The 25,268-nt window shown below is 53.8% G+C and carries 17 protein-coding genes and 1 riboswitch; of the genes, 4 read left to right on the top strand and 13 right to left on the bottom strand.

Annotated features, from left to right (window positions below):
- Window positions 1-121 precede the first annotated feature (121 nt).
- A complete protein-coding gene (locus DQG23_RS15735; protein ID WP_158560547.1) occupies window positions 122-667 on the top strand; it encodes a DUF3221 domain-containing protein in 546 nt (181 codons plus the stop codon).
- A 391-nt stretch (window positions 668-1,058) separates the two neighbouring features.
- Here the strand turns inward: DQG23_RS15735 and DQG23_RS41810 are convergent, their stop codons facing one another.
- The 6 genes from DQG23_RS41810 to DQG23_RS15710 all read right to left on the bottom strand — a co-directional run bounded on the left by DQG23_RS41810 (window position 1,059) and on the right by DQG23_RS15710 (window position 5,385).
- Window positions 1,059-1,247, bottom strand: a complete 189-nt coding sequence (locus DQG23_RS41810) for a hypothetical protein (protein WP_146762316.1) — start codon at window positions 1,245-1,247, stop codon at window positions 1,059-1,061.
- A 495-nt stretch (window positions 1,248-1,742) separates the two neighbouring features.
- Entirely contained in the window at window positions 1,743-1,919 is a 177-nt protein-coding gene (locus tag DQG23_RS42570) for a hypothetical protein (RefSeq protein ID WP_192894597.1), read from the bottom strand.
- A gap of 5 nt (window positions 1,920-1,924) precedes the next feature.
- Window positions 1,925-2,224 (bottom strand): ferredoxin family protein, encoded by a 300-nt coding sequence (locus DQG23_RS15725; protein ID WP_113031810.1) that lies wholly within the window; start codon window positions 2,222-2,224, stop codon window positions 1,925-1,927.
- Entirely contained in the window at window positions 2,221-3,516 is a 1,296-nt protein-coding gene (locus DQG23_RS15720; RefSeq protein WP_113031809.1) for an FAD-dependent oxidoreductase, read from the bottom strand. The genes DQG23_RS15725 and DQG23_RS15720 overlap by 4 nt, the downstream gene beginning before the upstream one ends.
- Window positions 3,509-4,549 (bottom strand): electron transfer flavoprotein subunit alpha/FixB family protein, encoded by a 1,041-nt coding sequence (locus DQG23_RS15715; RefSeq protein WP_113031808.1) that lies wholly within the window; start codon window positions 4,547-4,549, stop codon window positions 3,509-3,511. Before DQG23_RS15715 ends, DQG23_RS15720 begins: the two co-directional genes overlap by 8 nt.
- A complete protein-coding gene (locus tag DQG23_RS15710) occupies window positions 4,546-5,385 on the bottom strand; it encodes an electron transfer flavoprotein subunit beta/FixA family protein (protein ID WP_113031807.1) in 840 nt (279 codons plus the stop codon). Before DQG23_RS15710 ends, DQG23_RS15715 begins: the two co-directional genes overlap by 4 nt.
- A gap of 263 nt (window positions 5,386-5,648) precedes the next feature.
- Between DQG23_RS15710 and DQG23_RS15705 the strand changes: the two genes are divergently transcribed.
- The gene (locus DQG23_RS15705) at window positions 5,649-6,110 is read left to right on the top strand and encodes a MarR family winged helix-turn-helix transcriptional regulator (protein ID WP_113031920.1); all 462 of its coding nucleotides are present in this window, start codon (window positions 5,649-5,651) and stop codon (window positions 6,108-6,110) included.
- Window positions 6,088-6,969, top strand: a complete 882-nt coding sequence (locus DQG23_RS15700; RefSeq protein WP_113031806.1) for a pirin family protein — start codon at window positions 6,088-6,090, stop codon at window positions 6,967-6,969. Before DQG23_RS15705 ends, DQG23_RS15700 begins: the two co-directional genes overlap by 23 nt.
- A gap of 607 nt (window positions 6,970-7,576) precedes the next feature.
- Here the strand turns inward: DQG23_RS15700 and DQG23_RS15695 are convergent.
- Both DQG23_RS15695 and DQG23_RS15690 read right to left on the bottom strand, forming a co-directional pair.
- The gene (locus DQG23_RS15695; RefSeq protein WP_113031805.1) at window positions 7,577-8,263 is read right to left on the bottom strand and encodes an MIP/aquaporin family protein; all 687 of its coding nucleotides are present in this window, start codon (window positions 8,261-8,263) and stop codon (window positions 7,577-7,579) included.
- Window positions 8,264-8,372: 109 nt separating this feature from the next.
- Window positions 8,373-9,317: an ArsR/SmtB family transcription factor gene (locus tag DQG23_RS15690; RefSeq protein WP_113031804.1), complete on the bottom strand. Its 945-nt coding sequence runs from the start codon at window positions 9,315-9,317 to the stop codon at window positions 8,373-8,375.
- Between the two features lie 181 nt (window positions 9,318-9,498).
- Here DQG23_RS15690 and DQG23_RS15685 point away from each other — a divergent pair, with 181 nt between their 5' ends.
- Entirely contained in the window at window positions 9,499-11,286 is a 1,788-nt protein-coding gene (locus DQG23_RS15685; protein WP_113031803.1) for a glycoside hydrolase family 2 protein, read from the top strand.
- Window positions 11,287-11,449: 163 nt separating this feature from the next.
- On the opposite strand, the gene DQG23_RS15680 is transcribed toward DQG23_RS15685, so the two are convergent.
- The 5 genes from DQG23_RS15680 to DQG23_RS15660 all read right to left on the bottom strand — a co-directional run bounded on the left by DQG23_RS15680 (window position 11,450) and on the right by DQG23_RS15660 (window position 25,196).
- Window positions 11,450-14,107, bottom strand: a complete 2,658-nt coding sequence (locus DQG23_RS15680; protein ID WP_113031802.1) for an EAL domain-containing protein — start codon at window positions 14,105-14,107, stop codon at window positions 11,450-11,452.
- A gap of 485 nt (window positions 14,108-14,592) precedes the next feature.
- A riboswitch (cyclic di-GMP riboswitch) is annotated at window positions 14,593-14,683 on the bottom strand.
- Window positions 14,684-15,102: 419 nt separating this feature from the next.
- The gene (locus DQG23_RS15675; RefSeq protein ID WP_113031801.1) at window positions 15,103-20,343 is read right to left on the bottom strand and encodes a DUF4838 domain-containing protein; all 5,241 of its coding nucleotides are present in this window, start codon (window positions 20,341-20,343) and stop codon (window positions 15,103-15,105) included.
- Window positions 20,344-20,825: 482 nt separating this feature from the next.
- Window positions 20,826-22,472 (bottom strand): response regulator, encoded by a 1,647-nt coding sequence (locus DQG23_RS15670; RefSeq protein ID WP_113031800.1) that lies wholly within the window; start codon window positions 22,470-22,472, stop codon window positions 20,826-20,828.
- Window positions 22,473-22,474: 2 nt separating this feature from the next.
- Window positions 22,475-24,232, bottom strand: coding sequence for a sensor histidine kinase (locus DQG23_RS15665; RefSeq protein WP_113031799.1), 1,758 nt, complete (start codon window positions 24,230-24,232; stop codon window positions 22,475-22,477).
- A gap of 79 nt (window positions 24,233-24,311) precedes the next feature.
- A complete protein-coding gene (locus DQG23_RS15660; RefSeq protein ID WP_113031798.1) occupies window positions 24,312-25,196 on the bottom strand; it encodes a carbohydrate ABC transporter permease in 885 nt (294 codons plus the stop codon).
- Window positions 25,197-25,268 lie beyond the last annotated feature (72 nt).

Below are 25,268 nucleotides of genomic sequence, written 5' to 3'. Positions count from 1 at the left end.
TCGCTATTCCCGAGACAAGTCCGGCGTCATTTTAACTGGATTGGTTTCTAGAATGCAGCAACTTATCGATCCGATTGTCCGTCAAAGGAGAAAGACGCTCCAATTATCCAAGGAGGAAAAAATGATGAAACGTTTGCTTGGCTCCAAACACATCGTAATAGCCGTTTTGACTGTACTGGTCGTCGCGGGCTGCGGCCAAAGCGAGCCCTCCACGGAAATGACAGGTTATGTCATTAATCGGAACGCAAGCTCGATACTGGTTGTCGGCGATGCCGGAAACAAGATGCAGAACAGTCAGACGCCGGAAGCGATGTCGCTGCGAATCGACGGCTCGACGAAGTGGCAGGGGATCGCGTCCGACAAGCTGAAGCCCGGCCATAAAGTGAAGGCTACGATCAAAGGCCCGATCGCGGAATCATACCCTTCCCAAGCTTCCGCTAACCGAATCGAGCTGCTGTCGCCCGCACAGCAAGAGCCGGGCTTGCTAACCGAGCAGGAAGCGATCGAGAAAGCGCTGGCGCTGCATTCCACAGCGGGAAGCGTATACGTTTACCGCACGGAGCTTATTGTGAACGAAAAAAATTGGCGCATCCAGCTGGACGACTATCTTCGGCCCGGAAACCCGGTTGAGGTGCGGATTGACGCCAAGCCGGACTCCGCCAAGTAATCTCCCCCTTGTTTCCTTAGCCGGATCCGCAGTCCGCGGCGTTTTAGCCCGACTTTTTCGGGCTAATCGCCCCGTGCTGGTCCACGTCGGCGCTTTAGCCCGACTTTTTCGGGCTAATCGCCCCGCGTTGGTCCACGTCGGCGTTGTAGCCCGACTTTTTCGGGCTAATCGCCCCCGCTCTGGTCCACGTCGGCGCTTTAGCCCGACTTTTTCGGGCTAATCGCCCCGCGTTGGTCCACGTCGGCGTTGTAGCCCGACTTTTTCGGGCTAATCGCCCCGCACGGTTGACCGCAGCTTGCCTATTCCGCTGCTGACGGTTAGGCAAACACAGCCTGACGAACCGTCTTGTGCTTATTTGGCAACAGGCTCCAATTTTCCAATGCCCCTTCCCTCACTCTTCGTTTCCCCGCGCTGCAAGCCGATTTTGCCCAATTGGAATCGCATCGGGATCGCTTACCCCGCCTGTAGTCCGAAAACGCCCGCTAGCAGCGGCTATTTGACTCGACACACCGGTAAATCCCTTCTCCAAGCAGGCAAAATCGGACTGCAGCGTGAACGGAACCTCAGATCCTTGCTCCAAGCAGGCAAAATCGGACTACAACGTGAACGGAACCTCAGTTCCTTGCCCCAACCAGGCAAAATCGGACTGCAGCGTGAAAGGAACCTCAGCTCCTTGCTCCAAGCAGGCCTTTTCGGACTGCAGCTTACAGAAAACCATCATAGCAGCTCGTTTCGCTGCTTCAGCATGATTCGCTCAGGCGTTCCTTTCACGTTATAAGCCGATCGTCAGATGAGCCTTGAAGGGAACCTCCTCCCTCTCGCGCCTCATGAAATCTTATTTTTGCTTTACGTCAATTTTGAGTTTCGAAACTCCCGCATCGATATGAACATTGCATGAAAAAGACGCTTTCATCCCCACTTTGAAAGTGGTTTTGAAGGCGTCTTTGCACATCTTTTGAGATGGACTCACTTTGAACGGCCCTGTTGAGACAACACTCCCCATCGTGGTCCATTGCAGCCCATTCCAGCCCTTTCCCCCGGCTCACCCGTAAGGTATTCGCGGCTCCGCCCGCCGTTAAGGGAAGAGCCGCTGCTGCACGGTCAAACGCTCGTCTTTCCGGAGTGTCGATTCATCCTCCCAGCTTACGAAAAAATCTTCCCAGATCACGTGACAAAGCGGCAGCTTGATTTCCATGACGATTCCTCTCGCTCCATCCAGCGCAAAGATGACGCAGTCGCCGATTTCCAGCACGCCGATCACCCCAATCTGAATACGATTCCGTGACCGCCTTTCGGATATTCCCACTTAATGTTTTGATGCGGACAGCCGATCCGGCAGCTCCCGCATTCATGACAGCCCTCGTAGCCGACATGCATGCGGATGTCCTCCCATTTGTACACCTCGGCCGGGCAAAAAATCGTGCAAATCTTGTCGGGGCAGCTCGTCAAGCAAACGTCCGCATCCATCACGGTCAAATGCGATTTCGTATCGGCGTTGAAACGGAGCAAATACTGCTTCTCCTCGATCGACTGGCCTTTGTTTCCGGCGCTTGTCATTTGATCACCTTCCAGGCCCGGTACAGGTCGCGGGCAATTTTAAGCTTTTGCTTCGCGGTGCCGAGATCGCGCCAAATCTGCTTCTGCTTCTCCCACTTCGACTTTCCGTCCACCGTAAACATTTGGCTGGCGGCACGGCTCATCATCGGGATATACTGCTCGAAATATTGCGGAAACTTGTCAAAATGATGCGTCGAATCCTTATATTTCTTCAAATCCTGCCCGACGAAGCCCGCCATCAGCTTCTCCCGGTAATGGCCGAGCGTCCGCTCGGAAAAATCGCCCGCGGCCTTCGCCAGCAGCACCGTCTCGGCGGCGATTCGCCCCGACGTCATCGCCATGTTCGAGCCTTCGCGGTGAATCGCGTTGACGAGCTGCGCGGCGTCGCCGGCCACAAGCACGCCGTTGCCGACGATGCGCGGCATCGAATGGTACCCGCCCTCGGGGATAAGATGGGCCAAATATTCCTGCGGCTCCGCCCCCTGGATCAGCTTGCGGATCATCGGATGCGTTTTGACGTATTCCAATAATTCGTAAGGTTTTAGTTTATGCTTGATGAGCCCGGAAAGTAACGTCCCGACCCCGAGGCTGAGCGTATCTTTATTCGTATACAAAAAGCCGGTGCCGAGAATGCCCTTCGTCGCGTCGCCGAACAGCTCGATCGTGCAGCCCTGATTTTCCTCCAGGTTGAACCTGTCCTCGATTACCGCTTTGTCGAGCTTCAAAATTTCCATCGTCGCGAGCGCCACTTCGTCGGGCTTGAACTCCCTGTGGAAGCCCAGCGATTTGGCGAGCAGCGAATTGACGCCGTCGCATAAGACGACTACATCCGCATAAACGTCTCCGTCCGGCCGGTCGGTGCGCACACCGACGACGTGGTCGCCCTCCGTAATGCACTCGAGCGCCACCGTTTCGCAAACGAGCAGCGCGCCCTGCTCGACCGCCTTCTGGGCGAACCATTGATCGAACTTCGCGCGCAGTACGGTGAAGTTGTTGTACGGCTCCTGCGCCCATTCCAGCCCTTTGTAACCGAAGGTGAGCGCAGACTCTTTATCCATCATCATAAACCGCTGCTCGACGATCGGACGTTCGAGCGGCGCTTCTTTATAAAAATCCGGGATGATATCCTCCATCATTTTGCGATACAGAACGCCGCCCATAACGTTTTTGGAGCCCGGGTACTCCCCCCGCTCCATCAGCATGACATTGGCACCCGCCTTGGCCAGCTCGTAGGCGCAGGCAATGCCTGCAGGCCCCGCCCCGACGACGATGCAATCGAATTTGTCAGGCATGTTTGGCCTCCTTCCCGCGCAGCACGCTCTGTACCGGCTCGCTCTTGAACCGTTCGATCAGCATCGGGACGATTTCGAAGGCGTCGCCGACGATGCCGTAATGGGACGACTGAAAAATAGGCGCCGCCGGATCCTTGTTGATCGCCACGATAAGGCCCGAGTTCTGCATGCCGACGATATGCTGGATGGCGCCCGAAATGCCGATCGCGAAATAAATTTTAGGCGTCACCGTTACGCCCGTCTGGCCGACCTGATGATGATGCTCGATCCATCCCGCTTCCACGACATCGCGGCTGGCCCCTACCGCCGCGCCGATCGTTTGCGCCAGCCGGTGAATCAGTCCGAAGCCTTCGGGACTGCCCAGCCCTTTGCCGCCGGCGACGATAATATCCGCTTCATCGATCCTGACCTTCTTTACGGTCGCGCGGACAATTTCGAGCACCTTCGTCCGCACGTCCTCCTCCTTAAGATCGATCGACTCTTCGACGATTTCACCGGTTCGCTGCGGATCGGGAGGCAGCGCTTTCATTACCTTCGGACGGACGGTCGCCATTTGCGGCCGGTACTTTTTGCACAGGATCGTCGCCATAATGTTGCCGCCGAATGCCGGCCGGCTCGCAAGCAGAAGCCCGGTGTCCTCTTCGACGTCGAGTATCGTCGTATCCGCCGTCAATCCCGTCGGCAAATCGGTCGCGACCGCGCTTGCCAGGTCTTTGCCGGTGGACGTGGCGCCGTAAAGCAAAATTTCCGGCTTATGCTTGTTCGTGCAATGCAGCATCGCCTGCATGAACGTTTCCGTCCGGTAATGGCGGAAAATCGGAGCGTCGTATACGTATACCGTATCGGCTCCGTAAGCGAATAATGTATCGGCAAGATGCTTCACCTCTTCTCCGATGAGAACGCCGGCCACATGCGTTTTCCGCTTGTCGGCAAGCTGGCGGGCAGCGCCCAGCAGCTCAAGAGAAACCGGCGCGATACCCCCGTCCTTCACTTCGCTGAATACCCAAACGCCGCGGTAATCGTCGAAATTCACGAGCCGCCACCTCCCTCTTCGATCGCCTGGAACAGCTCCTTCCGCTCCAGAAGAATGCCGAGCAGCGAGTCCACTCGGTCGCTTGAGCTTCCGTCCAGCATCGTGCCGCCTTGCGGCTTCTGCGGCGCCCAAACGGCGGAGACGATCGTCGGCGAGCCTTTAAGCCCAAGCTGGGCACGGTCGATTTCGCCGAGATCGGCGACAGCCCAAATGTGCGGCTGATAACGCGCCGCTTTAATCATGTTGGGGAGCGGCGAGTACGGCACCTCGTTGATCTCCTTCTCGACGGACATGAGGCAGGGCAGCGTCGAGCGGACAACCTCGTAGCCGTCCTCCAGCTTCCGGTGAATGATCGCGAAGCGTTCCTCCTTGTTGATCTCGACGATCTTGTTGACCGATGTCAGCGGCGGAATGTCCAGACGCCGGGCAATGCCCGGACCGACTTGGCCGGTGTCGCCGTCGATCGTCATTTTGCCGCAAAGAATCAGATCGATCGGCTTGATTTGCGCGATTTTGTCCAGCGCCTTCGTCAGCGAGTAGCTCGTTGCCAGCGTATCCGCTCCGGCGAATGCGCGGTCGGTAATCAGGTAGCCCTCGTCCGCGCCGATCTCGATGCATTTGCGGATCGCTTTGACGGCCGGCGGCGGTCCCATCGTCAGAACGGAAACCGTCCCGCCGTATCGCCGCTTCAGCCGCACCGCCTCCTCCACGGCATGCGCATCGTAAGGATTCAGGATGGCGGGGGCGCTGGAGCGGTCCATCGTGTTCGTTTTCGGATTCATCTTGATGATTTTCGTGTCGGGCACCTGTTTGATGCAAGCGACAATATGCAGCATATGTATTCCCACCCTCATAGGCCTGGCTATTTTTCGGGCGCCGGGCCGGACATGCCGGGTCAGTCCCCCGAATCCTTTCGCCAAAAGCCATGTAGTTCAATTACTTATCTATATTGGCAAACGGGTGAGAACATGTTTACTTTTTGAGTTGGCTGACGGCTTGACGAAACGGCGGCTTTGATGTATGCTTCATATATCTTCAATTCAAGATAATTTAGTTGAAGATAAAATTGCATTTATAAGGAGGGGAAATCGTGCCGACAATGCCCGAAGGCGATGATCCTAACCTTTCGCTTAAGCTTCTCGTCGTATTGTCCAAGGCTTACAGAAGCGTAATGGACAAGGCTGTTAAAGATATTAAGAAATGGGGACTTTCCCCCTCCGAATTCGGAATTCTGGAGGTACTGCACGCCAAAGGCAAAATACCGATCCAGCAAATCGGCGAGAAGATTCTGATTACGAGCGGAACGATGACGTACAATATCGACAAGCTTGAGAAGAAAGAGCTGCTGAAGCGAATACCTTGCGAGGACGACCGAAGGGTTGTTTTCGCCGAATTGACCGCTAAGGGCAAACAATTCATCGAGGATATTTTTCCTCAACATGCCGCAAGTATACACAAGCTGATGAACGGACTTACGGACAACCAGAAACAAGAAGCCATAAAGCTTATTAAACTATTAGGTAAAGGAGTTCATGAACATGACAACATTCAGAACGATTGACGGAATCTACAAAGGCGCTCCGTTTCACATGGTTGGGGACGGTTTTCGGGTATCGAACTATTTTCCTTCGGGAACGAATTTCGGCAGACGTTTCAGCCCGTTTATTCTAATGGATTACAACGCGCCATTCGTTTTCCCGCCAAGCACCGAGGTTAAAGGCGTCGGCGCGCATCCGCACCGCGGCTTCGAAACGGTCACGATCGCATACGAAGGACACATCGAGCATCATGACAATCACGGCAACCACGGCATAATCGGGCCTGGAGACGTACAATGGATGACCGCAGGCTCAGGTCTATTGCATAAAGAATATCATGAGCGCGAGTTCTCCAAACGGGGCGGTCTCTTCCAAATGATTCAGTTGTGGGTCAATCTTCCGCGCGCGCATAAAATGCATGCTCCGAAATACCAAGAGCTGCTGAGCAGTCAGATGGGACGTACTGAGCTGCCGGATAACGGCGGGACAGTCCGGATCATCGCGGGAGCGTACAACGGCGTCAAAGGTCCGGCTCAAACGTTTACGCCGATTCATTTGTTCGACATCTCGTTCAAAGCCGGCGGCAAAGCCCTTTTCGAGCTTCCTTCCTCTTACAATACGGCGGCAATGGTACTGAAAGGCAGCGCGAAAATAAACGGCGAAACTACGGCCAAGGAAGGCGACTTCGTCCTATTCGCTAATACTGCGGGAGAAATCGAAATTGAAGGACTCACGGACGATGCGACCGTAATAGTATTAAGCGGGGAGCCCATCGACGAGCCCGTTTACCAGCACGGACCGTTCGTTATGAACAGCAAAGAAGAAATCGTTCAAGCGTTCCAAGACTTCCAATCGGGCAAAATGGGCAATACGAATTTCTGACGACAATGTGTTTCTCATATGTGCGAACCCTGGGAACAAACTTTTAGACAGTGAAGAAACCTTGGCTGCAAGGATAAACGGCTTCTCCGTCCTAAACGCTTTCGAAGAAAGCGACTTCGTAAGCATAAGCTGGGACGCATGCGTTTACCGTTGAAATATAAGCACTTGTTATAGGAAACACATAAAGTCTTATATTTTAAAATATGAAAACCGTCCGGAAGTTCATCTCCGGACGGTCCTTTTTGTGCCAGGCCTAAAAGAAGGGACATCGATCATTCTATTCGAATTTTCAGGCCTACGTGGAGGACTTCGCGAACGAGCGCTAACTGGAAAACATGCAGCTATTTTCGTTTAAAAGGTAGAAAAAAGACATTTAACCGGAAAAACTGCAGGTAATTTCCGATTTTTCTTCGTATTTGGAAGAGTTAGATAAAATTAGCCGTAGGTTTTCCATTAAGATTTACTAATCAAGGAATACTCCGAAAATTAGCTGTATGTTTTCCATTTCGCAGAGTAACGATTTGCGTGTCCCCCCTGAAATCCGCTGAATTTATGAAGACCGTTTCATTAGTAGCGGTTTTTCTCTCTTTTCTTATACAAGCAAAACCTACTTTGCCCGATTTGCGTTCAGCAAACGATAGGCAATTGCGGCCAAAGCCCCGCCGGCCAGCGGAGCTGCAAGGAATACCCAGACCTGTGAGAGCGCGTCACCGCCGAGCAAAACCGCAGGCCCCAAGCTTCTTGCCGGATTAACCGAGGTGCCCGTTAAACCGATGCCCAAAATATGTACGAATACAAGCGTCAGTCCGATCACCAAACCAGCCACCCTGCCGTTCGATTCGGAGGACGTGACGCCTAAGATCGTATAAATAAAAACGAACGTTAATACGATTTCGACGACTATAGCCATAAAAGCGGAAATACCGATCCCGTAACCTTCACCGAAGCCGTTCTGGCCTAGACTCGTCACGGCTTTGCCTGTCGAATCCATAATCGCATAAAGAAGAGCTGAGCCTGCGATAGCTCCGATAACCTGCGATATGACGTAACCCGCAAAGTCTTTGCCCGATAATTTGCGGCTGATCAGCATGGCGAATGAAACCGCCGGGTTGATGTGACAGCCGGAAATCGGACCGATGACATAAGCCATCGCAACGATAGCTAAACCGAATGCAAAAGCGATGCCGAGATATCCGAGCTCGCCTCCTGCCGTCGCGGCGCTGCCGCAGCCGAACAGAACAAGCACGAACGTTCCCAAGCATTCGGCAATGTACTTTCTGAAAGATCCGCTCATAACATTCCTCCAGTAGCGCGTTTTTTCCATACTATAGATGATATGCCTATACAAAAACTGTACAGAACATCATTTCCATAGCTGGAAAATACGTTCGCCGCCGGAGGCGTTAAATCGGTGTTTTCGGTGTTGCCGATGTCATCCGCGAAAACGTCATCTTCACATCCTGCGGTATGTTCCCGAAACGGCTGCCGAACAGGTTCAACCCCCCTCGATTAACCGCATCCGGTTTGACCTCGAAACGGACGATGATCGGGCGGTCGTATTGCAGCTCCAAATCGCCCAGCCGCACCTCCGAGCAGGAAAATCCATTCAACTGCGAACCTTCTTGTCCGATCCGCCATTCGGTCAACCGCCCGTGCTGGGTGCCGCCCACCCACCATGTCGGAGTCAGCGTGCCTTTATCCATGCCGAAATCGCCCGGGCTTGTCCATGTCCCGATCTCCAGTCCGTTGACGGACAGCGTAATATCGGACAGCCAGTCCTCCCGGTAGCCCGGCGCTTCCGAGCATAACTCGGCGCTGACGGCTATCGCATCGAGCTTCACGCCCGGCGGCATCGGGTTCGGAAAGCGGTATTCCACATAACCGCTCTCGCTAAGCCATAACAGCCAAGTATTCGCGCGCTCCGGCAAATAGAAGGAACGAGGGTCGTCGGCGTTCCCGATCAGGCCGTCCGGGCCGACCAGTCCGCATGGAGTCGTAACCGATGCGTCCGAATACATCCCCACCGGCATAGCAATTTCCTCGAGCGCGGACAGCATGTCGCCCGGCTTCCGCGGCAGCTCCAGCAGCAGGGAATCATACACGCGAGTGCACAGCTTCTCGCGCCCGCTGCCCGCAGCCGTTTCGATAAGCCCCGCATGCTCGAGCATTTGCACATTGATCGAGACGGTCGGCTGAGCGACGCCAAGGGCTTCTGTAAGCTGCGTCACGCTTAGCGGCTCTTCGCCAAGCGCTTCCAATATGCGCAGCCGCAAATCGCCGGACAGCGCCTTCGCCACTACCTGTATTTGCGGCGGCGGTATTCGTTTAGTCGTTTCCTCCGCTTTCATCGGCATCCTCTTTCTCTTCCAGCAGCCGCTGCGCATAGCGGTGAAACCGCATTTTCTTCAGGCGCCTCGCTGCTATCCATCGCTACAATAATAATTCCAGTTTACACTCGCACTTTAATATTGTAAAATTCATATGTACATATTAAATATTTAATATAATCAAAAAAACGGAGGCGATTTCATGCTTCGCAACGATTATCCAAGACCCCAATTCGTAAGGGACAGCTGGCTCAATTTAAACGGCGAATGGGAATTCGAATACGACGACGACAATGCAGGCGAACGCGAGCGCTGGTATGACGAGCGGGCGCTGAACCGGCAGATCGAGGTTCCGTTTTGTTTCCAGAGCAAGCTGAGCGGGATTGGCGAGACGGCATGTCACGATATTGTCTGGTACAGAAGAAGCGTAACGCTTCCTGCCGCGTTTGACGGCAAACGTGCGTTATTGCATTTTGGCGCGGTGGATTACGAAGCGAAGGTTTGGGTAAACGGCAGGCTTGCCGTAACCCATGAAGGCGGACATACGCCGTTTCATGCGGATGTTACCGACCTGCTGCAGTCAGGCAGCAATACGATCGTCGTCCGGGCGCAGGACTACAGCAAGGATTTAACGCTGCCGCGCGGCAAGCAGTATTGGAAGGAAAAGTCGGCCGGCATTTTCTACACGCCGACAACGGGCATATGGCAAACCGTATGGATGGAGCCGGTATCGGACATTCGTCTGGATAAGCTGAGACTTACTCCGGATATCGACAGCAACTCGATCGACCTCCAAGCGTTCCATGCCGGGGCGATCGGCGGGAACGACGTCAGGCTGACCGTTAAAATCTCTTATCAAGGAGAAGCCGTAACGGAGGACGAAATCCGCATTCAAGAGGCGGAAGCGCATCGCTTGATCCATTTGAACGACCGGAAGCGCGACGTCGGGGCTCGCCGCTTATGGACCCCGTCCGCACCGAACCTTTATGATGCCGAGTTGACGCTGCAGGTGAACGGACAAACGGTCGACCGGGTGCAAACTTATTTCGGCATGCGCAAAATCAGCGTGGCTGACGGTAAAATTTGTTTGAACAACCGTCCGTACCGGATGAAGATGGTGCTTGATCAAGGCTACTTCCCGGACGGCATTCTAACGCCGCCAAGCGACGAAGCGATCCGCCGCGACGTCGAGCTGACGAAGGAAATGGGCTTCAACGGCGCCAGGAAACATCAGAAAATAGAGGATCCCCGCTATATGTACTGGTGCGACAAGCTGGGACTGCTTGTTTGGGGGGAAATGGCCAACGCCTACCACTATTCGCCGGCATACGTCAAACGCGTAACCAAGGAATGGCAGGAAGCCGTCGAGCGCGACTATAACCATCCGTGCATCGTGGCTTGGGTCCCGCTCAACGAGAGCTGGGGAGCGCCTGACATTTTGAACGATAAACAACAGCAGCAGCATGCATTATCCCTCTATTACCTGACAAAGTCGCTCGATCCGATGAGACCGGTCATTTCGAACGATGGCTGGGAGCACGTCAAATCCGATATTTGTACCATTCACGATTACGCGTGGAGCAAAGAAGTACTGAAGGAGCGCTACTCCACCGCCGAAAAAGCCGTTTCCGCGCTTCCCGCCAACACATGGATTTATGCAGCCGGTTACTCCTATGACGGAGAACCGATCCACCTTTCGGAATTCGGGGGCATTTCCTTCCGCAAAAGCGATTGGGAAGGCTGGGGTTATTCGTCCGCCAAAGACGACAAAGACTTCGTAGAACGGCTCGCTGCGGTCGTCCATCCGATACTCGCATCCCCGGTCGTGCAGGGATACTGCTATACGCAGCTGACCGACGTCGAGCAGGAAATCAACGGTTTGCTTACGTACGACCGGCAGCCGAAAATACCACTCGAATGGATTAAAGCGATCAACGAGGGGAAAACGCCGGTAATCGAAAGCTTGAACGATGCGGACGCCGGTAAATAACGCCTCCAGCGTATTCTACGCTTGCTCCCAACAAAAAAAACGCCCGGAGCCTCTGCACTAAGCGGACTCTGGGCGTTTCTCTTTACACGGCATAACGATACGCATGTCTCGAACGGCCGCAGCAAAATGCGGCGGCTTCATTCACCGAGGCCTTTACTCCTCATCATGTTTTGGTTGTCGCGCTCCTGTTTTGGTACGTTTTCAGGTAATGGATTTTGTCCGTCTGCACCCATCGGCAATTCGGGGCCAGCGAATTATCACGAAGGTGAAGGGCCAGCTCGTTCAACAATCGGGTGAGGGCGGACTGCTCCTGCTCTTCGATCAGAAACTCGATGCCGTACTGATAAATTTGCTGGTCCATCTCCTGAAACCACACGACAACGCCTTGAAAAGTCAGCTTCCTCCCCAAAATTTCCGTCATAAATTCAATGATGATATCCCGGTTGACCGGAAGCTTGACTACGGACAGAAAACGCAAGCCGCCGAGCCCGATGTCCTCGATCAGCACTTCCGTTTTGCCGAGCTCGACAATTCTGTCTTTAATCTGGATGATCGTCATATCCGAGCTTAATCCGTACTGTAAGGGGACGCGGAAATATTTCCGCTGATTTTCGATTTTCGGATCGTTACCCGAATTGAAGCGGTTGACAGGCAAAATTCCGCGTCTTAGCAATTCAGCCATTTTGCCTGCCGGTACGGGCTTGCTGTAGAGGTAGCCTTGGACCTGGTCGCATTTTAACCTGCGTAAAATATGAAGCTGCGCCTCTTGCTCGACCCCCTCCGCCGTTACGTTGATATGGAGCCCCTTCGCCAGCGAGATCACATTTTTGACAATGAGGAAGCCTTCGGAATCGATGCTCAGATCGTCGATAAACGATTTATCGATCTTGATCGTATTTACCTTGAAAAACCTCAAATAAGAAAGCGAGGAATACCCCGTTCCGAAGTCGTCGAGCGCAATGGCAACCCCTCTCTTCTGCAATTGCTGCATCGTCGTTACGGCTACCTGCTCGTTCTCGATCAGGATATGCTCGGTGATCTCGATCTCCAGCCATTTCGGCGTTAAGCCCGTCTCTTTAAGGATCCTGTCGATATGATGGATAAAATCCTTCTGCATAAATTGATGAGCCGAAATGTTGACGGATACGGGTACCGATGACAAGCCTAAATCCTGCCAGGTCTTGTTCTGTTTACATGCCTCATAAATGACCCATTTGCCTAAAGTAACGATAAGTCCGGTTTCTTCGGCCAGAGGAATGAATTCGCTCGGCGATACGAGCCCCCACTCCGGATGGTTCCAGCGAATGAGCGCTTCTATGCCGACGATGCGTCCGGTATATGCGTCCAGACGGGGCTGATAGTAGAGCTCGTACTCGTTTTCCAGCAGCGCTTTCCTCATGTCTTTTTCGAGCAAAAACGTTTTGTAGGTTTGGATGTTCATCGACGAATGGTAGATCTGGTAATTGTTCTTCCCCTGCTCCTTGGCTCGATACAGCGCGGTGTCCGCGTTCTTCATGAGCGCCTGGGAATCGTCCCCGTCGTTCGGATATATGCTGATCCCCACGCTTGTCGTGATGTAAAGCTCGTATTCGTCCAAAATAAACATGTTGTCTATCGATTCGATCAGCCGCTTGGCGACATCGATGACTTCGTTAAGTCCATTGACATCCGGCAGCAGCAAGGCGAATTCGTCTCCCCCCAGTCGAGAAAGCGACCCTTTCTCATGCACGCACTGTGAGAGACGATCCGAGATTTGCTGCAGCAAACGGTCGCCGATCGAATGCCCCAGCGAATCGTTGATGTACTTAAAACGGTCCATATCCAAATACATGACCGCCAGCTTTTGCTGCTTCAGCTTCGCTTCCGCCAGCGCCTGGTCAAGAATGATTTTAAAGGAACTGCGGTTAGGCAGCTCCGTGAGCTGATCGTAAAAGGCCAAGTGCTGATTTCGCTGCTCGACGCGTTTCCTCTCCGTTATGTCGCGCCCGACGGTGACGAGCCCTTTGCGGCTTCCGTCCGGGTTGAAGATCGGAACCTTGATGACGTCGAAAAAAAGAAGGCGGCCGTCCGACGTTTCGATCTTGTCTTCATAACGGGTCAGCTCCCCGGAATCCCAAACCTGCTGATCGGAGGCCGAAGTGATGGACAACAATTCGTTGAATACGTCGGATTGCTTGGACATTTCGGAATCCGTTTTGCCTACGTAGGCAACATCGTTAAGATTATAGAACGATAAGGCGAACGTATTCGCTTTCAGCCACCGGCCTTCCTCGTCTTTGAACAAAATCGAGTCCGGAATCGCGTCGATCAGCGTATGAAGCTGCTCTTCGTTGTCGCGCAGCCGCTCCTCCAATTCGATAATATAGGCGGCATTCCGTTCACCGGCGTCCAAATCGAGAAACGCACCCATAAACCGGACGGGATTTCCGTTCTCATCAAAGATCCAATCTCCCTGTGTACGAACCTTTCTTTCCGTATTATCCGAAAGCATGAAACGATGAACGATGTCGAACGGTATTTTGTTTTGCAGCGCTTCGCTGAATTTATCCTGCACCATGGCTTTGTCGTCCGGATGGATTTGCCTCCAGAACAAATCGGTATACTTGCGAAACTCGGGACTGGAAACTCCCAATTCCATGTACAGGTTTTCGGACAAAACGATCTCGTTCGTAACCAGATCCACATTCCAAAGCCCGAGTAAATCCGGCGTCATCTGCTTAAGATGCGCTCTTTGCTTAAAACTGTCTTCTTGCTGTCCGGTCGTGGTGGCGTTTCTTGACTGCCCTTTTTTGGTAGGGCGAAACATTTGAAAAAATGCCATGATTACCTCTCCAGATCCGTTTTTTTAAAATAAATGATGACGGAAAAATAAACCAAGGATTAACGGCTCCGCCGCCAGCAGGGCGGACGCGTTTACCGGGAAATCGAACAATCCCCGGAGATATACTTTCTGAGATTTCAAGGATAAACGGCGACAGGCGTCCTTGCTGCCGGCGTTTCGCAGGTTTAGAACCGCTGCTGCGACTTCCTTACCGATAAACGAACAAATGAGGGCGACGAAGACAAATAAGCGGGAATTTGCGGTTTGCGGCGGCGATCGTTGAAGGGGGCCCCTGTAAAAAAGCCGATGGCGGGGCTTCGCGCCGATGGAACCGACGGATGCTCCGACCGCTTGGCCTAAACGGAGTTTGGAAGGTTGTAGTTCGTTTGAAGCTCCCAGTTAGCCGATTATTCCGCGATAAAAAAAAGCAACCCTGTCTCTAGTAAAAAGAGACGAGTTGCTTGATTCACCATAATTCGTATGGAATCAGCAACTGGCTGGCATAATGTATTCGCATACATTGTAGCCCCTATAGCTTTGCGTCCCCAGCTTTCGCTGGGTTTGCCCATTATGTATTATTGTCTCGTACCGATGAAGCCTATCATTGCATAACGTTTATTAATCAATAGTATAGTCCAAAATTACCATAAATACAAGATTTCGATATTTATTATATATGGGTCGTTAGTTATCGTTTTCGCAAAAAACATCGCCCGCGAAAACTATTTTGGCGGCGCCGGTTTGCCGCCATTTTTTCCAGCTGCCAAGCGGAATAAGCTGGTCTCGACACGCCGCGCCGCACCTTCCGCATTCAGGCATCGCCCGAATACGCGCCGAAGCGCGCCTCTTCAGGCGCGCTTCGGGAGAATGCATTTTTATAGGAGAGCTGGAAACGCAATTAAGGGAAAATGCCTTGTTCGTATCATTTATCCGTAAATCTGACAATCGCCTTCGCAAATGGGTGAACGCCTTTGATAAGGCCCTAAAGACCTATATCATTCCTCCAGCGTGACCGGATAAAAGTCGGCGCTATTCCAAACCGCTCCTCCGCCCCAGCCGAAATATTCGGTTGCCGTCGTACCGTGATACATGCGGAAGAAGTACGCTTTTAGCTTATCGGTCACATTCGGGTCGACATTGATACTGGCAAACGGAATGACCTTGATCGTATTCCACCGGTCTTCCCCGACCATGGTGTAAGCTTCCCAGTACCCGCTGTAGCTGCTTTCCTGCACCGGGCCGCTATACTCGAGCTTAAGCGCCGCCGAGTTGCTGAAAAACACGTAGTAGGAGCTGCCGCTCATGTCGCCCGTAACGAACGTTTCGTTATCGTCGTCCGAGCCCTTCGCCCACCATTCCCCGGGAGCCGTGTCGCTCGTTATCCTTGCCGACAGATCGGGATCGAAGTTCTCATAGCCGACGTACAAATTTTCGTCATCCCATAACAAACGCACATTCGTTTGAACGGACGCCGGCTCGAGCGTATTCATCTTGAAAAACTGCGTTACCGGGTCGGCATCGGCCCAAGGTCCATCGAAGTAAACGGCGCTAGTGACCGCTTCTTTGCCTGCCGTCGTTCTGAACGCCTTCGCCTTCAGCTTCGGCAGGATGCTGTGCTTGTGCGTCAACGTTTCGAATGTCGTCTTGATCGGTTCGATTCTTGCCTTCTGCTGTTCGTTAGCCAATGCCCATGCTTCGTCGAGCGCGCTTTGCGCGGCATCCTTGATGCCGGCTTCGATAATCAGCTTGCCGATATACGTCGATTCACTGGCGTTATAACCGATCGGCGAGCTGTCGGAATTCCACCCTTGCTCGATCAGATCGTAGTAGCGTTTCATCGGCTCGGCGGCATTTCCGTACGCTTTGCGGATAAAATCGTTTTTCAGCTGCTCGATATCGGCGTCCGGGTTCCAGAACAGCTTCTCGAACAGCCAAAATTGCAGCGCATTGATGCCCCAGAACGGCCCTTTGGCATCGGTTTTGTTCTCGGGCACAATGCCCGTAATGCCCAGATCGCGGTAATACTGCATATCCGCCTGCACCTTCTCCGCGATCGGCCTTTCATAAGCCTCGGAGAGGAAGCTGCCGTAATAGTTGTACATGACGATATGGTTCGTTTTGGTCAGCCATTTTTCCAGTTTGAGCTTATAGCCGTAGTTCATGCTTCCTTGGTTGGTCGTGTTGATCGGCAGCCGCTCGTCCTCGGAAATCGGCGCCATCACGATGACGATGTTGTCTTCAAGCTCCACTCTTGGCGGGACGTCCGCGAAAAAGTAAGCGAACGTGACGATTTTCGTATTCGGATTCGTCTGCTTCACTTCCGCGGCCACTTTGTTCAGGAATGTGAAGAAAACGGTCGATTTATAATCCTCTTCGTCCGGCTGGATGACGATTCCGTCCGGCGTCGTAAACGGCGAGCGGCTCAGCACCCCCTGTTCGAAGTAATGCGTATCATTAATGCCGATCCCGACGTATTCGATCGGATGTTCGGCCAAAAATTGCTTTACGCGGCCTGCTACGGCACCCGGCACTTCGGGATGGTAAAAATTGATTTGCGTGTTTTGCGATTCCGGGATGTAATTGCCGTTCGCATCCATATTGTAGTAATCCGGGTGCGATGCGAAAAACACGTCGTTCGGCAGCCAGTAACCTAGATTGTGGCCGATGTTGAACGCCTTGACGCCCAAGCCTTCGTGACTTTCCCACTGCTCCATATTTTCGAACTCGGCCAGCTTGGCGTTCATTTTATTGCGCGCCATCATCAATTCCGTACCCGGATCGGAATGATATTCGCCGTTAGCTCCGTACCATGTCGTATGCCAGCCTCTCAGACGGAACGGCGATTTCTCCCGGTAATCGGCGTTCGCCGCCTCTATAGTAGGCTGCGGATCGTACAGCGTGCCGATATCCGTGGAACGGGTCCATAACACCCCTGCATTTTTCTCCATGAAATCGTAAGCGCCGTTCAGCACGCCCTTCGGTTCGCTGCCGATGATGTAAATCCTGCTGCCCGACTTACGGATTGCGAAGCCGTCGGAGTCTTGAAGGAAAGCGATATCGTCCGGATAAAGCCCTTCAACGGACGGCAAGGATGCCGGCGTTCCGAGAACAATCTGGAGCCGATCGTTTTCCGCTGCGTTCTGCATATTCGGTTCGCTGCCAGGCGACACGCCTGTCGCATCGGAGCCTTCGGCGTTGTTTTTCGCCTGTGGGGCGGCGTTCTCCGCCTTGCTCAAGGTGACGTCGTCGACCCAGAGCGTTTTGGTTTCTCCCACGATGAAGAAAAAGAACCAGTTATAATCGAACTGCGCATCGGCTGACGGCGTATATCTCAGCTCGACCTGCGTCCATTCGTCCGTCACCGGAAGCACAAGCTGACCCGTGCCCGGCTGCGTTCCGCCGTTAAGCAGCATTTCCTGCGCCTGCAGGACGACTGACTGCCCGGTGGCCGCCGTTCCTTTCACCCACGCTTGCAGCACGTATTCCTGCCCCCGCTCCAGCTGCAGCTGCTGATCCGTACGGGCATAAATGTATGATAGATCGCCAAGCTCAATTCGCAGGGCACGCGATCCGCTGCGCGCCACTTGGTCGTCCAGCGCGCCCGAAGGCACGTTCCAGCCTATGGGAAGGCCGTTTGCGCCAGCCATCTCGAATCCGGCATTGGTTATCAGATTATCGGTCGGCTCCGGCTGTTGACCGGAATCCTTCACGACGACATCGTCGATCCAGAGCGTTTCCGTCCCCTGTACGATAAAGAAATAAAACCAGACATAATCGAACTGCGCGCCCGGAAGAGGCGTATACTTCAGCTCCACCTGCGTCCATTCATCCGTCACGGGCAGCACCAGCTGGCTCGTGCCCGGCTTCGATTCGCCGTTCTGCCGCATCTCCGTCGCTTGAAGAACCACGGATTGTCCGGAAGCCGCCGTCCCCTTCACCCATGCTTGAAGCGTATATTCGCGGCCCCGCTCCAGCTTCAGCTGCTGATCCGTGCGTGCATAAATATACGACGCGCCCCCGAGCTCCACGCGAAGCGAATGCGAACCGCCGTGCGCGTGCTGATCGTCCAGCTCGCCGGAAGGCACATTCCAGCCGGTAGGAATACCGTCTGCGGAACCCCCTTCGAATCCCCCGTTCTGGAGCAGGTTCCAATTCACATTAACCGTGAGCGATAGCGCAGCGACCGCCTCATCGCCTGCGTTAACTTGAACGGCAACGGCATTCGCGCCGTCGGCAGCCGTATCCGGCACCGTCACGGTCCCTTCTACGGTTCTGTTCTGCTTCGCTCCCAGCTCGACTGTATCGCCCATATTTACGTGAATCGGCATGCCGCCCGTTTGCGTAAACGCAATGCTTACGGCATGATCGCCGTTATTCATCAGCGATACCCGAATCGGGTAGACGCCGCTTTTCTTCACGTCCAGCCGGTCGTTCCACAGCTGGGCGCTGACGCCGCTTGCGTCAATCGCTCCTTTATAAATCGGCAGCTCCGCTCCGCTGACCGTTTTGATCGTCTTTTGCAGCTCGGCCGCCGCGAGTTTTTCCATCTCGCTAGCGAGAGGACTTACGATGATGTCCGCATTGGCCAGCCCTTCTTTGGTCAAATATGTCTTCGCGTCCGGTGTCGCGGTCGGCTCTGGCGTCGCGGTCGGCTCTGGCGTCGTGGTCGGCTCTGGCGTCACGGTCGGTTCCGGCGTCGCGGTCGGTTCCGGCGTCGCGGTCGGTTCCGGCGTCACGGTCGGCTCTGGCGTCACGGTCGGTTCCGGCGTCGCGGTCGGCTCTGGCGTCACGGTCGGTTCCGGCGTCGCGGTCGGTTCTGGCGTCGCGGTCGGTTCCGGCGTCGCGGTCGGCTCTGGCGTCGATGTCGAAGTTGGCGTCGAAGCGCCTCCTCCTCCGGTCTCGCTGTTCGGCTTACGCTCGAACGTCGATTCGCCGCCCTTTTTGCTGTAAACCGCTTTTTCGATTACGCCCTGCCCCAGCACCTTAACGACAGCTTCCAGTACCAGAGAAGCGATCGTCGATTCGTTATCGGCGGTGAGCGTCGTACCGGCCGCTTGCTCGCGAACGTCAAGCTTGCCGACCGTCCCTCCGGCGAGCAGCAGCTTAACGCCTGCCGCTTCCACCGTTACGTTCTGAAACCTCCCTTTCAGAACCGTTTCCGCTCCCGCAGCCAGCTGTTCAGCCAACCGCACAAGCGCGACAGCCGCTCCATCGGCGCTTCCATCGCCCGCTTCGACGATCGCACCGGATGCGACGACGATCTCCATTACGGTCGTCGTTCCTTCCAGCACGATGCGAACGGTCCCCGCTTCTTTATCGATCAGCACGACGTTCAGCACGGCATTTTCGAAATGAATGCTGTCCTTGCCGCCGCCTTTTACATGGGTCTTTCCTTCTACGGTAACGTTTTCAAAAAACACGTCGCCTTCGCCGACAGACTCCGCTACGGTCAAATCGCCGGCAATGGTCATATTCCTTAGCGTAACTCCGGGCGCAGCGACGACAACATTCCCTGCAATCTCCATAATCCCGGAATCCGGCCCGTACGCGCCCGCTTTGTCGTACACCTTATCCATAGCGGCCAGCGCGCGGTCCAAAATAACGATCGCTTCCGCCCTCGTGAGAAAGCCCTTCGGCCTAAAGCTGCCGTCCTCGTAACCGGTCATCAAGCCTCCTGTCGAAACGGCTTCCACCGCATTTTGGCTCCAGTCGGCCATCTCGCCGGCGTCGGTGAAGCGCTCTGCCGCATTTCCATCCTCCGGCTTATCCGTTTTGAGCAGACGAGACAAGATCACAGCCGATTCTTGTCTGCTGATCGTCCGGGAGGCGCCGATCGTTCCCTCTCCGTCGCCTTGCAGGTAGCTTGCTTTCACCGCAATGGCAATGTCGCGGTAAGCCCAGTCGGTTTCCGCCAAATCGGCGAATGAAACCGCTGCCGGATCCTTGAAGCCGAAGGAACGGTTCACGAGCGCGGCGAATTCCCCTCTTGTAACCGTCTGATCCGGACGAAGCGTTCCGTCGGGATAACCCTCGATTTTTCCTTTCTCCAGCCACTTCCGCATCTGCTTTTCTGCCCAATGTCCCCGGATGTCGCCGGCCGGCGAGCCGAGTTCGTCTGCGCCGCCTGCTCCGTAAACGGTTTGAAAGGACGAGAGCAGCAAACAAAGCATCGTAACGATTGCCGTGAACCTTCTGAACGAATACGTACTGCGCACCTTCTTGCCAAGCTTCTGCATGGAAATCCCTCCTCGATTGCGATTGTTATCGCTTGTTATTCGAAACCGGCAAAAATGCCGTCGAACACCAGGTACAATACGGAACAGACCCAATGAACAGATTGTTCATTTAGTCATTTTGACGCAAACCTTTCCTATGCGCCTTTACCATTCCCTCTGATTCAACCATCTTCATAGAGACGATTTTGCCAAGCTTGCCGGCCCCATTCTCCAGACCGGCCGCCGCTTGGCGGCAGTCCGATCGATATTCGTGCGGAACCGCTTAGATTAAGCTTTCGGCACCGTATTCGGCCAGCCGTATGACACCGCTTCCAAAAAAAACGCCGGAAGGCGGCTTCGAACAGGCGACCGTTACGTCAAACCTGCAATCGAACGCGCATGAACGCTCCGGGAGCCGTCAAATCCCCGCAGCTGAGCGCGGAAAATAGCGGCCTGCCCTCTACGAATTCTCATAGTCGAACCACCCCCTTTTTCCGTATCGGCTATAACCCCGCTTGTTCCCTGTATTCCTGAGGCGTCACCCGATTTTGCTTTTTGAAAAAACGGATAAACGAATGCGAAGAATTATAGCCGAGCGAAGCTGCGATTTCATGCACCTTCAAATGGCTGATTTGCAGAAGCTCCTTCGCCTTCCGGTCGCGGTATTCCGATAAATAATCCGAAAGCCCGCTGCCCGTAATCTGCTTATACAGCCGGGACAGATAGGACGGATTCAGATGCACGTGATCCGCAAGATGAATAAGCGAGATATCCGTCGAAATATGGCTTTCGATATACTCGTGGATTTTTCGGACGATATCGTTCGTGCTTTCCTCCTGCTCGTTCTTGTTCCATGAGAAAATAAGCGAAGCCAGCTGGATGAAATAGCGGTTCCATTCCTGCCAGGGCACGGAATCATCGAAGACGACGAGTTTTTCCCATTCGACCTGCTCGCCGAGCTCCTTCTCCAGCTCGTATTTATTCACGAAGGTTAGAAACATGTACGACATCGCGTGGTACAGCTCGATTTTTTGCAGCCGCGACACCGTCTCGTCCGTGAAAACGGGCGCCAGCTCCTCGTACAACCGATAGAAATCATCCTCGCCGCCGTTCTCGAGGCCATGCAGCAGCAGAGGCATTTTGCTTTGAAGCTGGATGCTTCTTTTTCTGGCGCTCGGAAACGCCCGGCCTTCCTCCCGGCACGAATCGCTTTGTTCGGTAAGAAGCGTTCCTTTGCGGCCGCCCAAGCCGCGCACCAGCAAGTATTTCAGCGCCTGGAACCGGTCGGCGAGCTCCGGCCACGCCGCAGGCCGGCTGCTTAATACGAAAGAAACGGTCAATTTCAGCAGCTCCTGGCACTTGCGTTGGATCATTTCCAGCAAGCCGTCGACATCGCGGAACGTTTTCTCCCAATATTCGCCCTCCGGCGCTTTAGGCTGTAAAATCCAAACCATCTTGGACGTCTCGTATACGAGCGACAGCAACTTAGCGGATTCGGATAAAAACTCCTCGACGATATTCTGAACGGCGTAAATGATCAGCGCCTTATCGGGCGCTTTCGTCACTTCCTTCCACTCGTCCACCCGGCATATCAGCAAAAATACGGGATACTCCGCATGAAAGGGCAAGCGGAGATTGCCGAAATGCTCGGCCAGCAGCCCGGACTCCACCTTTTTGCCCTGCAGCAGCGACCAAATATATTCCTTCTGCAAAGCCGGCAGCGCCATCTTCATATGCGTCTCGGCTTTCTCGATCAGCCTTCTTTCGTCATGCTCCTTATCCAATGCAAGGATGGCCTTCTCGACGCTTTGGACGATCTTGTCGTCGCCTTCCGTCTTCAGAATATATTCCAATCCGCCTAGTGAGAGCGCGCTCTGCACATAATGAAAATCATTATGGCTCGTCAATAAAATGACTTTGCAGGCGGACCATTTACTGCGAATTTCGCGCAGCAGTTCGATTCCGTCCATCCCGGGCATGAGAATATCGGACAGCACGATATCGATCCGATGCTTCTTCATCAGATCCAGCGCCTCGAAGCCGGAATACGCTTTATACACTTCCAATTGCAAACGCTGCTCCTTCAGAAATTGCTCCGCGAGCCCGTCCGTAATAATCGGCAAATCGTCAACGATCAGCAATCTGTACAAAGCTACTCCACTCCTTCCTTCAAGGATAACCGGATCGCGGCGCGAAGACCGCCGAGCTCCGACCGCGACATCGAAAGGCCGTAATCGGCCCCGTATTTGATTTGAATGCGCCGGTGCACGTTGATAAGGCCGGTCGTGTCCTCAATCGATTGAGCCGACCGGTTCAGCTTCCGGTTCAGCCTTTCCAAATCCTCGTCCGTCAAGCCGCCGCCGCTGTCCTCCATATAAATCGTTAGATCGTCGCCGTCGTACGCCATATGAATCCACAGCTTGCCGCCGCCGAGCATTTGGGAAACGGCATGCTTATACATGTTCTCGACGATCGGCTGGAGAATAAGGCGAGGCACTCGCCGCTTCTCGTAGGCCGGATCCAGCTCGTCGAACTGAACCTGAATTCGGCCCCCGTAACACACTTTTTGAATATCGACATACGTGCCGGCATGCTTCATCTCCGTCTGCAGCGGCACTTCATCGGAATCGTCCCTCGTAATGTATTGAAAGTAGTCTCCCACGTATTGGCAGAATCGATAAGAAAGCTCAAGATCCTCGGATTTAATCAAACGGCAAAGCACGAAGAAGCAATTGTACAAAAAATGCGGATTGATCTGCGATTGCAGCCTCTTGAGCTCGGAACGCTGGCTGTGAATTTTTTGCTCGTAATTTTCTTGGATAAGCGTTTTTAAGTGAATCGCCGTTTCATTGTATGCCGTATACAAATATCCGAATTCGTCATGCCGCTTGACGTCCCCGATCGGTTCGATATCTCCGTTGCGCATGCGCCGGAACGCGCCGATCAGCCCTTTGAGCGGGCTATGGATCATCCGGTAAATCGACATCGAGAAAAACAGCACGATAAAAACGGAGAGTACCGAAACGCCGAGTATCCAGTTCCGGTATTTGCTGATCGGACCGGTGACGTAGCTTTCCGGAACGTAACTGACTAGATAGCTGCCGAGCGCTTCCGAATAGGTGTAGGAAACCATGTAGAGATCTTCGCCGAACCGCAGCGTGTCATAACCGGCGCTCGCTTCCTGTCTCGACAATTCGCTCGTATGGCTTCGCAGCGCGGCTATGATCGTCGCGTCCGTTTCGTCCGAGACGGTCCAGCCCTGCTTCAAATTAACGAGCGCCGCATTCCCGTTCGGAATGCTGATGACCTCGCTTAACGACTGCTTCAGCTTATCGACGGATAATTCGACGCCTATCAGAAACAGCGGCATCCGATTGGCGATGAAAGGATACTGCATGCTTATAAAAAGCCGGTCGTTCCAGTGCGTCAAGGCCGTTCCGTGCGTATTGTTGACAAGCTGCAGCGCATTGAACTCCTCGTCGTTGACCGTCGTTTCGATCGTCGTGCTCAGAATCGTTCTCTGGATCATCGGAATGTATGCCCGCACTTCCTGGATGTAATGGCTGTTGTATTTAATCAGATTCAAGCGCCGCTGGATCGCGACGATATTGTCGATTTTCTCGTAATCGTTAAGGAAGTTGCCCGTTGAGCCCAGCGCCATCAGATCCTTATCCACGACATACTCCGGAAGCACCCGCATCACGCGCTCTACCTCCAGCTGCAGCATGTTCAAATAAAAATCGTTTCGGCTGGCCAGCGACTGCGATATTTCTTTGCGCGTGCTTTCTGCGCCTTTATCGTTAATAATGAGCGTCAGCACATACAGCGGCGCAAGCACCGCGATGAACGTGAGCATCAGCTTGGCGAAAATCGTTTGACGGTTTTGCTTGAGCGCGTTTCGAAATCCCATGAGTAGTCCCCCCGCTTGGAGCGTGCGTCATTGTCGCTCTTACACACTCCATTATACAAGCCGGGCAGTTGAACGCCATTTATTCCTTCACGCTGCCAAGCACGATGCCCTTGATGAAAAATCGCTGGAGGAACGGGTACACGATCAGAATCGGAAAAGACGCCACGAAAATTTGCGCCGCCGTGCTGGTACGGTCGGAAATCAAACGAAGCAGCTCCAAATCCTCCGAACGAATAAATCTCGTGTCCTTCATGATGACGATCGTTTGCAGGAACGTTTGAAGCGGATAATGCTCGGGCCGGTTCATCAGTATAAGCCCGTCGAACCAGCTGTTCCAATGCGCGACCATCGTGAACAATCCGACTGTCGCCAATGCGGGCTTGGATAAGGGAACGTAAATGTTCCACAGCGTGCGAAAATGTCCCGCTCCGTCGATTCTCGCCGATTCATCCAGCTCCTTCGGAAGCCCCCGGTAAAAATTAAGCAGCAAAATGATATTGAAAACCGAAAGCGCGCCGGGCAAAACAAGCGCCCAAATCGTATCCATCAGCCCAAGCGATTTGATCGTCATATACCAGGGAATCAGACCGCCGCCGAACAAAATGGTGAAGACGAAAAACCACGTATACAAGGTCCGCCATTGAAAAGCGCGGGGCTCCTTCGAAAGCGGGTATGCGGTAACGACCGTAAGCGTCAGGCTGATCGCGGTGCCGAGAACGAGCCGCTGCACCGAAACCCAGAACGCGTTCAAATATTCCGGCTTGTTCATAATGTTGCGGTAAGCCGCCGTATTGAAGTCGACCGGCCACAAGGATACTTCCCCTGCCGATGCGGCCGACCCCGAGCTGAACGATAACGCGAGTATATGAACAAGAGGAAGAATGCACAGGATGGAGAGAGCGGTCAGAAACGCATAGTTGACTGCCAGGAACACTCTTCTTCCCGCGGTTGGACGTGATGTCAAGACGAACCTCTCCTTCCAAAAAACTTGCCGTGTAAGGCTTGCCGTTTCGCGGCTTTTTGCAAGAGACCGGTA

The sequence above is a fragment of the Paenibacillus contaminans genome (assembly GCF_003285015.1).
GTDB lineage: Bacteria > Bacillota > Bacilli > Paenibacillales > NBRC-103111 > Paenibacillus_V > Paenibacillus_V contaminans.
The sequence above is the reverse complement of the archived record's forward strand: the minus strand, read 5'-3'. Positions and strand labels throughout refer to the sequence as shown.

Excerpts from the sequence above, each read along its gene's own strand:
- DQG23_RS15700 (WP_113031806.1), top strand. The coding sequence starts at position 6,088 with ATGACAACATTCAGAACGATTGACGGAATCTACAAAGGCGCTCCGTTT.
- DQG23_RS15725 (WP_113031810.1), bottom strand. The coding sequence starts at position 2,224 with ATGACAAGCGCCGGAAACAAAGGCCAGTCGATCGAGGAGAAGCAGTAT.
- DQG23_RS15685 (WP_113031803.1), top strand. The coding sequence starts at position 9,499 with ATGCTTCGCAACGATTATCCAAGACCCCAATTCGTAAGGGACAGCTGG.
- DQG23_RS15675 (WP_113031801.1), bottom strand. The coding sequence starts at position 20,343 with ATGCAGAAGCTTGGCAAGAAGGTGCGCAGTACGTATTCGTTCAGAAGG.
- DQG23_RS15720 (WP_113031809.1), bottom strand. The coding sequence starts at position 3,516 with ATGCCTGACAAATTCGATTGCATCGTCGTCGGGGCGGGGCCTGCAGGC.
- DQG23_RS15735 (WP_158560547.1), top strand. The coding sequence starts at position 122 with ATGATGAAACGTTTGCTTGGCTCCAAACACATCGTAATAGCCGTTTTG.
- DQG23_RS15680 (WP_113031802.1), bottom strand. The coding sequence starts at position 14,107 with ATGGCATTTTTTCAAATGTTTCGCCCTACCAAAAAAGGGCAGTCAAGA.
- DQG23_RS15705 (WP_113031920.1), top strand. The coding sequence starts at position 5,649 with ATGCCCGAAGGCGATGATCCTAACCTTTCGCTTAAGCTTCTCGTCGTA.
- DQG23_RS15710 (WP_113031807.1), bottom strand. The coding sequence starts at position 5,385 with ATGCTGCATATTGTCGCTTGCATCAAACAGGTGCCCGACACGAAAATC.
- DQG23_RS15665 (WP_113031799.1), bottom strand. The coding sequence starts at position 24,232 with ATGGGATTTCGAAACGCGCTCAAGCAAAACCGTCAAACGATTTTCGCC.
- DQG23_RS15690 (WP_113031804.1), bottom strand. The coding sequence starts at position 9,317 with ATGAAAGCGGAGGAAACGACTAAACGAATACCGCCGCCGCAAATACAG.
- DQG23_RS15695 (WP_113031805.1), bottom strand. The coding sequence starts at position 8,263 with ATGAGCGGATCTTTCAGAAAGTACATTGCCGAATGCTTGGGAACGTTC.